The organism is Pseudobdellovibrionaceae bacterium (assembly GCA_020635075.1).
Classification (GTDB): domain Bacteria; phylum Bdellovibrionota; class Bdellovibrionia; order Bdellovibrionales; family UBA1609; genus JADZEO01.
On sequence record JACKAM010000001.1, the window covers coordinates 2,053,195 to 2,065,630 of the forward strand.

Below are 12,436 nucleotides of genomic sequence, written 5' to 3' on the forward strand. Positions count from 1 at the left end.
ATGGCATTGCAGTGTGGAATTGTAGGTCTTCCTAATGTGGGAAAGTCCACCTTATTCAACGCCCTTACGAGTGCCAAGGCAGAATCCGCCAACTACCCGTTTTGTACCATTGATCCCAATGTGGGAGTGGTTACCGTTCCCGATCCTCGCCTCCCCAAGATCGCGGCCATCTTTAAATCAGAAAAGACTCTGCCCACCACTATGGAATTCGTCGATATTGCTGGCCTCGTGGCTGGCGCCAGTAAGGGTGAAGGTTTGGGCAATCAGTTCTTGGCCAACATTCGCGAAACCGATGCCATCATCCACGTGGTTCGCTGCTTTGAAGACGATAACGTCATTCACGTCTCGGGTGGTATTGATCCCATCCGCGATATTGAAACCATCAACACTGAATTGATGCTGGCTGATTTGGAAAGCGTGGAGAAACGGCTCAATAGAGTCGAAAAAGTAGCCAGAACTTCCAAAGACAAAAAACAGCTCGCGGAAGTCAGTGCTCTTAAGAAAATCAAAGATGCCCTCAGCGATGGAAAACCAGCCCGCACAGTTTCATTTGATGATGATGAGAAGTCGATAGCCAAAGACTTCCAATTGCTCACCAGTAAACCTATCCTGTACGTCTGCAATGTCGCCGAATCCGAGGTCACGGGCGACGCCGATTCCAATTGGGTTCAGCAGGTGCGCAAGGTGGCCGAATCCGAAGGCAATCAGGTCATTAAGATCTGCAGTTCTATTGAGGCTGAGATTGCTCAACTCCCTCAGGAAGAACGCAAGGAATTCCTCGAGTCACTGGGGCTGGAGGAGCCTGGACTCTTTCGCTTGATCCGAGAGGGATATCAACTTCTCAACTTGATCACCTATTTTACGGCTGGCCCGAAAGAGGCTCGCGCCTGGACAGTTCGCGTCGGAACTAAAGCCCCACAAGCTGCCGGAGTGATCCATACAGACTTTGAAAAGGGGTTCATTCGCGCCGAAACCTATCACTGTAGCGACCTTTTTCAGTTTGGAACTGAGGTCGCCGTCAAAGAAGCGGGCAAATACCGATCTGAAGGAAAAGAGTACGTCGTGAAAGACGGCGACGTGATGTTTTTCCGATTTAATGTTTAGATCTTCTCAAATGGTACCGGGTTCCTCTGAGAACCCTTGAGGAGCTCCAATGAAGACGACACAGCCATTGAGAAGGGACATCAAACAGCTCGGAAGCCGGTTGGGACGAGTCATGTCCGAGTGTGACTCTCCCGAATTGCTGCAAAAGGTAGAGGAGATTCGCAAATGTGCCAAGTCTTTCCGCAGTGGTAGCAAAGCTTCAAGGGAGCGATTGACAGCATTGCTTTCCTCCCTCGGCCATGAAGAATCTTACAAAATTGCACGGGCCTTTACTGAGTTTCTCCGCCTGGCCAACGCGGCTGAGCAACACCATCGTATCCGGCGGCGGAGATATTACGCCACCCATTCCAAGAAACCCCAGGATGGATCTATCGAGGCCTTTTTCAAAGGACTTGCCAACAAAGATAAAAAGAAGGCTTTGGATCTCCTCAATCATATGGAAGTGGAGTTAGTGCTCACAGCCCATCCGACCGAAGCCATGCGGCAGTCAGCCATTCGCCGCTACAAACACATGGCCAAAAATTTGGAAATTCTCGATCGGCCAGAAATCACCAAATGGGAAAAGGAGCTGGCTGAAATCTCATTGGATCGCAATGTCAGAGCTCTCTGGCTTACCGAGGTGGTACAGGCTAAGGGACCGACTCCGATCACCGAGGCTCTCGGTGGGTTTTCCATTGTTGAGGAAGTGCTATGGGACACGCTGCCCCGGTATTTGCGTTTGGTCAATTACCAGGCCCGCAAGTACTTGGGTGGAGACCTCCAGCCCAATGCAAGTCCCATTCGATTTTCTTCCTGGATGGGTGGTGACAGAGACGGAAACCCTTACGTGACGTCAGGCGTAACCAGACAAATCCTTTTAATGGGAATGGCCAAAGCCTACCATCTGATTCGCACAGAGTTGGACTGGTTGCTGAAAGAGCTGTCCTTTAATGCCGCATCTGACGAACTTTTGGCAAAGGCCGGAGGCCCCGGGAGCGTCGAACCTTACCGAGTGATCTTGGCCCCCATTTTTGAACAGGTCCGAGAGGCTGAACACCATGTCGCGGCCCAACTCCGCGGCATAAACGCACCAGCCACCTGGGTTCCAATTGGCAAGGCCGAGCTCCTTGAACCTCTGCATCTTTGCTACGAATCCTTGATTGCCATTGGTGCCAGGGATTTGGCCGAAGGGCGAGCGTTGGATCTTATTCGACGACTCGAAGCCTTTGGAGTTTGCCTTTTAGGATTGGATATCCGCCAAGCCTCAGATGCCCATGAATCGACTGTCGCTGAGATTTTTCAGCACCAGGGATGGGGTAACTACCAACAAATGTCAGAAGCGGAAAGACAATCGGCTTTAGTAAACAGACTTGAATCCAGCGAAGGCATCTCTTTACCCAAAAGTTGGGAATTCAAGCTAGGCGAGGATGTGATGGCCACCTGTCGTCTCCTCAATGAGTTTCCGCCCGAATGTTTTCGCTCCTATGTTGTGTCCATGACTGAAGACCCCTCGGACCTTTTGGAAGTGCTGTTTCTATTTAAGGCTGCAGGAGTGAAACGCCAACTCCCCGTTGTTCCCCTATTGGAAACGCCCGAGGCTTTGGCCAAGAGTGAGGAAATTTTATCCTCTCTGTGGTCCATCAAGTATTATCGAAGCCGTGCCGGTTCTTATCAGCAGGTAATGCTGGGATACTCGGATTCGAGCAAACGGTCAGGGCGACTCTGTTCTTCCTGGATGCTTCATCAAGTGCAAGCCAAGTTGGATATTCTGGCGAATTCTTTACAGGTTGAGTTTGAATACTTCCACGGTCGTGGAGGCAGTATTGGCAGAGGCGGCGGTCCCGTACACTTAGCCCTACTGGCCTTGCCCAGGGGTTCCGGACAGGGCCGCATTCGTGTCACCGAACAGGGCGAGTCAATTCACGCCAAGTTTGGACTACCGGGTATAGCTGAACGAACTATGGAGCTCTATATTTCCGGTGTGTTAGAGGCCGCTCTGTCGAAACCTCCTAAAGAAAAGAAAAACTGGATGGGACTCATGGATCACTTGGGCCTTGAGTCTGAAAAGGCATTTCGAGGCCTGATTTACGAAGATCCTAAGTTTCTTGATTTCTTTGCTCAAGTCACACCCATTCAGGAACTTTCGCTCCTTAAGATTGGCAGTCGGCCATCGAAGCGAAAAAGAGACTTTAGCTTTGATTCCCTCCGGGCCATCCCTTGGATTTACTCCTGGACGCAAAATCGAGGGCTACTCCCCTCTTGGCTGGGACTGGGAGAAGCCTTGGAGTATGGATTGGCGAATGGTCACCTTCAGGACCTAAAAGCCATGTACAAATCCTGGCCCTTCTTTGCTTCCACCTTGAGTCTCTTTGAAATGGTCCTCGCAAAGGTCGATCTTCCTGTCTTTGAATACTATACTGAGCGCCTAGCTGATGAAAACTCCAAGGTACTGAGCCAGCAGGCCATTGAGAGTTATTACCTGGCCTGCAAGAACCTGGCACGAATTACCGGCCGCAAGGAGTTACTTGCCAACAACCCAGTCCTTCGTCGGTCTATCGATGTGCGCACACCCTATGTGGATGTTTTGAATTTGATGCAGGCCCACTTTCTAAAAATCTACCGGGATAACCCCGATGACCCGTGGGTACAAAGAATCTTAGCAATAACTATAAGTGGTATTTCCGCGGGAATGCGGAATACTGGTTAAGCACGATAGGTACTGTGTATCTTTTGAGGGAGGATGTATGCCAGGAGTTGAACTGAAGAAAATGAGTCCAACCCACTCCTTGGCTGCTATCGTCGGCAGCATTGGTCAAGAGTGCGATCTCTTTTCAGAAGAACTTGGAAGTTTGACTGAACTCACTATCGATTTTGAAAAGGTGACCTTCATAAACTCGGTGGGCGTTAAGACCTGGCTGGATTGGATTAAAAGTCTGCCAGAATCCATGATCCTTCACTTCACCAATTGCACTCCACTGATCGTCAATCAACTCAATCAAGTGACAGGTTTTATTCCTGCCAATGGTACTATTGAATCATTTTTTATTCCCTATATCTGTGATGAGTGTGGGCACGAAGATCGGGTTCTTGCCAAACGAGAGGTGGACTTTGATTGGCCTGCCCAGTCAACACCTGCACGGATTAGTGCTCCCGATTCCATTGCCTGCTCCAAGTGTCGGGCACAAATGGAAATGGATATGCTACCTTCCAAGTTTTTTGCCTTCCTCGGCTAGGACTATCCTCCAAAAAAAAAGCCACGGCTTGATTAGGGCCGTGGCTGCGACATCATGTCTAGAGCGATTAATGTTATTAAACCCGACTACCTTTTGAGCTCCTTGGCCCGTCGGACGAGATCAATAAATTCCAACCGATAACTATCTTTTTTATTCTTCACCTGGGTGGCACCAGTGGCCCAGTCAAGGACCTTGTCATGACTACTGGTTCCCTTATACTTGGAGCCACGCAAGAGCATACCAAACGAGGCCACAGCAGAGGCAAAGCGAAAATCCGCATCTGCCTGACCAATGGTTTTGTTGCTGTCCTTCACCGGCACCTGTATCAGTGTGCTCTTGCTACCCTGAGGCTGTTTGTAGCGCAGCTTCACAGTCAAAAGCTCATCGTCATACTTGCCTTTTACCGGTACCGTCGGTTTGCTTTGGTACTTTAGAGCATCCACCTTGGGCGCCACTCCCGGTTGACCAACAAGAGTCACCTCGTAAAGAGCCGTCACCGTATGGCCAGCACCAATTTCGCCCGCATCCTTTTTGTCGTCGTTGAAATCCTCTTTATTGAGCCGGCGATTTTCATAACCAATCAGGCGGTAGTGACTGACCCTCGTCGGATTGAACTCCACCTGGATTTTTACATCTTTAGCAATAGTCACCAAGTTGGCTGCCAATTGCTCAACAAAAATCTTATTGGCTTCTCTATCGCTATCGATATAAGCGTAGTTGCCATTGCCCTTGTTAGCCAATTGCTCAAGAGTTCCATCCTTAAGATTGCCCATTCCAAGTCCCAGCACCGTCAAGAATGTGCCCTCTTTGGCCTTGTCGGCAATCATGCGGATGAGTTCACTTCGGCTGGTCGTGCCAACATTGAAGTCCCCGTCTGTCGCCAGGATCACTCGATTGATGCCGCCCTTTTTAAAATTCTCCTTGGCCACTTTGTAGGCCAGTTGAATTCCTGATCCGCCATTCGTGGACCCACCAGCCTCAAGACGATCAAGAGCGCCCATGATCTGAGTTTTCTTGTCGCCCGAAGTTGCCGGCAGTACCATACCTGAAGCCCCGGCATACACCACAATACTCACCCGGTCTCGCTGGTGGAGACTATCCACCAGAAGTTTAAAAGAGCGCTTCAGTAGTGGAAGTTTGTTCTCGTCCGCCATGGAGCCTGAAACATCTAACAAAAAGACCAGATTGGCGGGGGGACGATCTTTCATGTCCACCTCTTTACCCTTAAGGGCAATGCGCACCAAACGATTTTGCGACCAAGGGGACGTGGCCACTTCCGTATGGACGGCAAAGGGATGTGGCCCCTTTGGTGGCGCATAAGCATACGGAAAGTAATTAATCATCTCCTCAATGCGAATGGAATCCACCGGAGGCAGGCTGCCGCTTTCGATAAACCGGCGCAGATTGCTGTAGGAGGCCGTATCCACATCGATAGAGAAAGTCGACAGGGGCTGATCGTTGACACTAAGGAAGTCATTTTCCTCAATCAGGTCATAACCTTCTCCCGAATGATCTGGCTCTGCCTCTTCAACTCGCTCGGGAATGGATTCTGGTTCGGGACTAGGAATAAAGTCCACCTCATCTGTTGCCGGAGCGGCAGCTTCAGAGGCCACATGATCCTTCAACCTTTCTTCCCTGGCCTTGTCCCGGCCCGCGGCCATCACTTTCTTAGCCTTGGTTTTTGCTTGAGGCCGAGCCTTACCTCCCACTCGCGAACGTGTACCGACGGCCATTTCGTTTTTAGCGTCGGATTTTTTCATCGTGGCAATGATTCCAGCTGTGGCCGGAGGGGGTGCCGAGGGAGCACCCATTCCCTTTGCCAGGCCCTGCTTGCTAATATCCGCCCCGCCCGAGCCACGGCCATAGCTTTCCTTTGCAGGCATGGCCTGACGCTTGGCGAGTCCACCTATGGCTTTTCGTTCCACCGGCTGAGAGGGGGCAGCATTACCCGCAATCTCCATTCCATCCACATCGCCTGATTCCGAGATTTCGCCGGTTTGGGCGTCGTCTACGTCGGCCAGTTCATACTCGCTGTCAGCCACATCATAGCTCTCGGCCTTTCCTTGATCGGCCGTGGAAAAAGAGTCGGCTGGGTCCATTGCAGGAGCCTGAGTCACTTCCGATTGAGGGCTTGATGCTCCTAGAAGTTGACCCGATTTGTTCACGGACAGGTTTTCTTTTACCTGCGGAAGCATGAGAACAAGAGCCAACATGGCTGCCACCAGACCGCCAATAGGGGCCATTACCCACCATTTAAAGAAAGAGAATCCCTGGCTTAACTTTTGGGAAGTTCCGGCTTCCTGCTCAGACCTTTCACGCCAAACCTGATCTAATTTGTTTCGCTCAGTTTCAGTTAAAACTGGCTTTTCCTCAAAAGAAAACTCCTGTTCCAGCATGGCGGCAGTCTGCCTGACTTCCTCAACAAACTGTTTGGCTTCCTGGTCTTTGAGGAGCAACTGATCAATATTTTCTCTATCTTTTCCGCTCAACTCCCCGAGGGCGTAGGCGGTTAGTTTGGTTTTTTGTTTGTCATTTATCATTGTGCCCCTCCTTGGATTGAGGGTTGATCGTCCTTCATACGCTCGCGGATGAACTGAATTCCTTCGTGGATCAGCACACCCACATAACTCTCTGTTAACCCGGTCACCTGAGATATTTCTTTGTAACTCAGGCCTTCTTGAAACTTCAGGCGAAGGACGTCCTGTTTCTTTTGCGGAAGTTCGGCAATCACTTGTAACACGCGAGTTGTCTCCTGCTTTCTTTCCACCGTCGCCACAGGATCGTCTGGTGCCTGGCTTTGATCTGAATCAAAAGGACTCATTCGACCCTCCTTCTTGAGAATATCGAGGGCACGGTTGCGGCAGACGCGAAAAAGCCAAGGGGCTTCATGACCTTTCAGTCGCTCTGGATCTTCTTGCCACAGCTTCACAAAGGCATCCTGAACAACATCCCGCGCGAACTGCTCAGGTACCATGCGTTTCAAGTAGCGGAGAAGGCGACCCTCATACTGATTGAGGGTCGCCTGGAGCCACCGAATTTTTTCTTCGTTGTCACCTTTTCTCATCTGCCGCTCCCGTGTCCTGCTGTGTTAACGATGGAGGACTGGGGTTTCTTAGTCAGAATCTCAATTTTGGACAAAAAAAATCATATCCCATTGAAATCTCATGTCTATCTTTTGGGAAGAATCTAGACAACAGCGACGAGATTGAGGAGGATGGGCCCATGACTCACAAGAATGGAGCACTGGCGGGAATTAAGGTTTTGGATCTGTCGCGGATACTTGCAGGTCCTTCCTGCACTCAAATATTGGGTGACCTGGGTGCTGAGGTGATCAAAATCGAAAAGCCCGAGACTGGTGACGACACCCGCTCCTGGGGCCCTCCCTTTTTCGAGGGCACCTCAGCTTATTATCTTAGCGCTAACCGCAATAAAAAATCTTGCTTCCTGGATCTCAAATCTGAAGGTGACCGGGAGAAGGTTTTCGCCATTCTCGAAAATACGGATATCTTAGTCGAGAATTTCAAACCAGGAGACCTCCAACGAATCGCTTTGGATTATGAATCTTTGGCCAGCCGATTTCCCCGCCTCATCTATTGCACGATTACGGGCTTTGGATTGCAGGGTCCCTACCGAGACAAACCTGGTTACGACGCCCTTATTCAGGCAATGGGCGGCCTCATGAGTATAACTGGTCCCACACAGAATCAGCCAACCAAGGTTGGCGTGGCCATGACGGATTTAACTGCTGGCCTTTACGCTGCCGTTGGCATTCTCTCAGCACTCAATGAAAGATCCCATTCGGGAAAAGGGCAACATTTGGAAATCTCACTCTTTGACTGCCAAGTTGCCAGCCTCGCTAACGTGGCGATGAATTACTTGGTATCTGGAGAAGTACCTCAACCGCTCGGCAATCACCATCCAAGTATAGTCCCTTATGGGACCTACCCTTGTGCAGATGGGGAAATCATGTTGGCCGTGGGCAATGATGCCCAATTTTCTCGACTCAAGAAAATTGTTGGCAATGGCCTGTGGGAGAACGAGAAGTTCAATACCAACCAGGGGCGGGTTGAACATCGTGCCGAGCTTGAAGCACCACTCAATCAGATCTTCGCCTCCCAATCCCGGGCCCATTGGTTAGGGCTTCTGGAAGCAGCCGGGATTCCGGCTGGCCCTATCAATAATATGAGGGATTTGGAGACAGACCCCCACCAGAAAGCCAGAGGGCTGTTTCGCTACATGGACGACGGCAAGACCCCATGCCTATCCAATCCGATACGCCTGTCGCGAACTCCAATCAAAAAATACTCTCCCCCAGGCAAAAATTAGGCAACATTCTCATTTTGAGACAGGTTCTGCCGAATAATTCCCCATTTTTTTGCTGATACCCCTCGACTATTGTCGAGGGATTACCGATTAATAGATGGGTTAGGGTGGTGTCGGGCGGACCGGTGTCAGCGCACCACTCTGTCTTGGCCCCATCTCTCCCTACGGTAACGCGGAGAAAAAAATCTAAGGGGCGGTAGAATATGAAATTCAGATCCATTATTGCCTGGACGGGCTGCGCATTCTTGACGGTTCTCTTTTTCCATAACTGCAGTCATGCACCTATAAAGCATCAAAGTTTTCCCCCTCTTGGGGAACACGTGATCCTGCCGCAGATTCAGCCCACGACTCAGTCCAAAGCTGATGGTGAGTACAAACACGTACTCATTTATTTCACCATGGGCAGTGCCACTTTGGACTATGAAGATCGTGCAGTTGTTCAGATGCTTGATCGTGAGGACGGAGCCGTTCTTGCGGAATACACTCCTCAAGAACTTCGCGATATGTTTCACACCACGGACTGTCCTCAGCAGGTTACAGCCTTTCTTGAAAACGCCTTTGTTGGAGATGCTTTGTTTTGTAACAGTAGTATTGACCTCTCTCGCGTCGGAGAATTCCGAATTTTGCGGGAAGGTCGTAAGGACAAAACAGCGACTTCGTATATTGTTGAGTATGCCAGAAATGAACTCGACATGATTGCACTGACCGTGGACGCCAACTAGAACGTAATCGAGGGAAGGCTATCAATATGGGAACGAATTTCAGGAAGATCTCAGTTCGAATTGGAATCACGCTGGCAGTTGCCTTTTTGGCTCTGTCATGTACCAAAGTCAATTTTGCCACAGAAGATCCGTCAGGATCGGGCATGAACGGTACCGATCCAAATACCGGCGGCTTGGGAGGCGAAGACCCAGGCGGTGGTAGCGGAACTCCCATCGGCGGCGGCAACCCCTTTGAACCTCCTGGCGGAGGCGGAGGCGGCGGTGGCGGTGGCGGTGGCGGAGGCGGCCTACCTCCTCCGGTAGTTCCTCCTCCCCAGAATATTGGCGAGCCCAATCCCAGTTTGGGTATCTTTGACTTTGTCAGTGCTGTAAACAAAAATGCCGTTTGGGTGGTGACAAACTATGGTGGCGGAAACAAAGTCTACTTGATCTCGGTAGATCCTCAGGCCAATTACCCTACGAAGGAGTGGTGGATACCCAATACTCCGACCCATGGTAATCGCACTTATGTGTCCGAAGTGGGACTCATACTTGGTAAGGAAGGCGGTAAACTATACCGCATTGATCCCGATCACCCGTCTACTCATTCCTTCTCGCCATTTTGGACGATCCCTGGAGCTAAAAGTGACACTCGTTCTTGCACCACTTCATTCAAAGTGGGTGACACCTCTTATGTTGGTGTTGCTTGGGAAAGTACGAACGGCAACAGACAGTTCACCCGCATTCCTATTGATCTGACCAAACCTGAAAAAATGGATTTGGATAAGAAGGAAACAGTGGACCTAGGGGGAACGGCTGTTCTTGGCAATTCGCGCTGGAGTTACAGTTGTTTTATCGACCAGGCACGCAACCACTTTTGGTCTGGCTGGTCTTCAAACTCAAGCTTTTTCGGGGTCAACGTAGCGACCATGACAGCGCTTGATCACACTGTACACCCACCAAATAAGGGGCACACCAATTCCTCATTTGGAACCAAGTTTCTTGATCCAGCCCTTGGCAAAGATGGCTCTTATGCGCTGGCGGGTGACGCCTTTGGTGACGTTCTCACCGGCTCGGCAATGTACACCTTTGTCCATGAAACCAGAAACAAACTGGTCTATGGCTCTGAAAGTTCAGCTGACAATCTCTTGATTGCCAAGGAAGAGTGTTTTTCCACGGTCAATGATTGTACGGGTAAGTACGTGTCCGTGAACCTGGAGAACGTAGGCCGCATCGGACCTCTGAGTTCTCTCAATGACGGCCGGATTATTGGTATTGTCCGCGGCACCAACTCTCAGGTCTATGTGATTGCTCCGACGAACCCGGAGGACCTAACTCAGCCCATTACCGCGACCAGGATCAAAGAGGTGGCGGGTAACGCCTATATGTACAACGACTTCACTGGTGGCAGTCTTTTCCCGAAGGAAATTGACCTTCTTGTGGATCTGACAAAGCTTACCGGTTGGGTAGTGGATAAAATGGTCAAGTCATTGTCCTTCACTTGGACAGCTCAGGCCGGGGGATTCTCCACATGGAAGGGACTCACACTTAAGGCTCGGTGCTATAAAACCGGGGAAACCCCTCCGGATTTTGCCGAGGTCACGGACATTAAGGATGCGGGACAAACCACCCTTATCAATGTGGACAGCTGCACCAACAAGGTTGTGGATAAGCTTGAGCTTCAGCTTAGACCCATGACTGGCGCAACAGATTTTACTCGCACCAGCCAGATCAAGATATTTGGTCTACAGCAATAAGAGTTAGCGGATCGCCGAATGACCGGTGATCTGCTGACCGACAACTAAACGGTGAATATCCTCGGTTCCTTCGTAGGTGTTCACCGTTTCCAAATTCATCATATGACGAATGACAGGATACTCATCGATAGTTCCATTGGCACCCAACATATCACGGGCATCGCGAGCCACATCTAGAGCCATACGGCAGTTGTTCATCTTGGCCATGGACACCTGCCAGTGTTGCATTTCACCCTTTTCCTTGAGGCGCCCCAATTGCAGCACCAACAACTGACCTTTGGTGATTTCCTGGGCCATTTTGACTAGCTTTGCTTGAGCTAACTGATAGGACGCCAAAGGCTTGCCATCAAAGATAATCCGCTCACGAGAGTAATTGAGAGCCTCATGGTAACAAGCATTGGCGGCACCCAATACGCCCCAGGCGATTCCATACCGAGCCTGAGTCAAACACATCAGGGCTCCTTTCAGGCCTTCGACGTTCGGCAGGATGGCGTCTTCTGGAACCACACAATCTTCCATGTGCAGTTCACTGGTCACACTCACCCGCAGGGCAAACTTACCCTTCATTTTGGTCGTCGAGAAGCCCGGAGTCTTGGTCTCGACAATAAAGCCACGAACAACACCATCAAGTTTTGCCCACACTATAGCAATGTCTGAGACACAACCATTGGTAATCCACATTTTGTTGCCATTGAGTTTGTAACCGCCAGAGACTTTTTCCGCTTTGGTCAACATTCCACCAGGATTAGAACCTGCATCGGGCTCCGTCAGTCCGAAACAACCGATGATTTCACCCTTTGCCAAACGGGGAAGGTACTTTTGCTTTTGCTCTTCAGATCCAAAGGTCAAAATGGGGTACATCACCAAGGCACCCTGAACGGAACAAAAAGAGCGGATACCAGAATCCCCTCGTTCCAGCTCCTGAGTCACCAACCCGTAAGCCACCTCACCCAGTCCGGGGCAGTCGTATCCATGAATATTGACACCCAAAAGTCCCATCTCACCAAAGCGGGAGATCAATTGGGAGGGGAATTCCTCTTTTCGATTGGCTTCCTGAAGAGTGGGAATCACTTCCTCACTTACGAATTCGCGGACCGTGTTGCGAATCATGAGTTCTTCTTCGTTCAACAGACTGTCAAAATCCATGTAATTCAACGACTCGTAGGCGGCCATTTTGGACTCCTTTTTTACCCCTTTTGAATAATGAATCCGGTGTATCACCGCTCCTCCTCCAATGCAACTAATGGCGACTGATTTCAATAGGTTAGAATTTAAACCACGCGTCCCAAGCTTGGGGCTTTTGCTTGCCAGCTCCCCTCCCCCAGGAGTAGTTTGAGAG

At 50.3% G+C, this 12,436-nt stretch carries 9 protein-coding genes; 6 read left to right on the forward strand and 3 right to left on the reverse strand.

Going from position 1 to position 12,436, the window contains the following annotated elements:
* The 3 genes from ychF to H6624_08815 are packed head-to-tail and all read left to right on the forward strand — an operon-like array spanning nucleotide 1 to nucleotide 4,316.
* On the forward strand, nucleotides 1-1,104 hold the full coding sequence (gene ychF / locus H6624_08805) for a redox-regulated ATPase YchF (protein MCB9084432.1): 1,104 nt from the start codon (nucleotides 1-3) through the stop codon (nucleotides 1,102-1,104).
* A gap of 49 nt (nucleotides 1,105-1,153) precedes the next feature.
* The gene (ppc, locus tag H6624_08810) at nucleotides 1,154-3,790 is read left to right on the forward strand and encodes a phosphoenolpyruvate carboxylase (GenBank protein MCB9084433.1); all 2,637 of its coding nucleotides are present in this window, start codon (nucleotides 1,154-1,156) and stop codon (nucleotides 3,788-3,790) included.
* Nucleotides 3,791-3,827: 37 nt separating this feature from the next.
* Nucleotides 3,828-4,316 (forward strand): hypothetical protein, encoded by a 489-nt coding sequence (locus H6624_08815; GenBank protein MCB9084434.1) that lies wholly within the window; start codon nucleotides 3,828-3,830, stop codon nucleotides 4,314-4,316.
* An 86-nt stretch (nucleotides 4,317-4,402) separates the two neighbouring features.
* Here H6624_08815 and H6624_08820 read toward each other — a convergent pair whose 3' ends face one another.
* Nucleotides 4,403-6,856, reverse strand: a complete 2,454-nt coding sequence (locus H6624_08820; GenBank protein ID MCB9084435.1) for a VWA domain-containing protein — start codon at nucleotides 6,854-6,856, stop codon at nucleotides 4,403-4,405.
* Complete coding sequence (locus tag H6624_08825) at nucleotides 6,853-7,380, reverse strand: sigma-70 family RNA polymerase sigma factor (GenBank protein ID MCB9084436.1); 528 nt, start codon at nucleotides 7,378-7,380, stop codon at nucleotides 6,853-6,855. Before H6624_08825 ends, H6624_08820 begins: the two co-directional genes overlap by 4 nt.
* 158 nt (nucleotides 7,381-7,538) lie before the next feature.
* Here H6624_08825 and H6624_08830 point away from each other — a divergent pair, with 158 nt between their 5' ends.
* The 3 genes from H6624_08830 to H6624_08840 all read left to right on the forward strand — a co-directional run bounded on the left by H6624_08830 (nucleotide 7,539) and on the right by H6624_08840 (nucleotide 11,097).
* On the forward strand, nucleotides 7,539-8,642 hold the full coding sequence (locus H6624_08830) for a CoA transferase (GenBank protein ID MCB9084437.1): 1,104 nt from the start codon (nucleotides 7,539-7,541) through the stop codon (nucleotides 8,640-8,642).
* Between the two features lie 200 nt (nucleotides 8,643-8,842).
* On the forward strand, nucleotides 8,843-9,361 hold the full coding sequence (locus H6624_08835; GenBank protein ID MCB9084438.1) for a hypothetical protein: 519 nt from the start codon (nucleotides 8,843-8,845) through the stop codon (nucleotides 9,359-9,361).
* A 26-nt stretch (nucleotides 9,362-9,387) separates the two neighbouring features.
* The gene (locus tag H6624_08840) at nucleotides 9,388-11,097 is read left to right on the forward strand and encodes a hypothetical protein (protein MCB9084439.1); all 1,710 of its coding nucleotides are present in this window, start codon (nucleotides 9,388-9,390) and stop codon (nucleotides 11,095-11,097) included.
* A gap of 3 nt (nucleotides 11,098-11,100) precedes the next feature.
* Here H6624_08840 and H6624_08845 read toward each other — a convergent pair whose 3' ends face one another.
* Nucleotides 11,101-12,270 (reverse strand): acyl-CoA dehydrogenase family protein, encoded by a 1,170-nt coding sequence (locus H6624_08845; protein ID MCB9084440.1) that lies wholly within the window; start codon nucleotides 12,268-12,270, stop codon nucleotides 11,101-11,103.
* Nucleotides 12,271-12,436 lie beyond the last annotated feature (166 nt).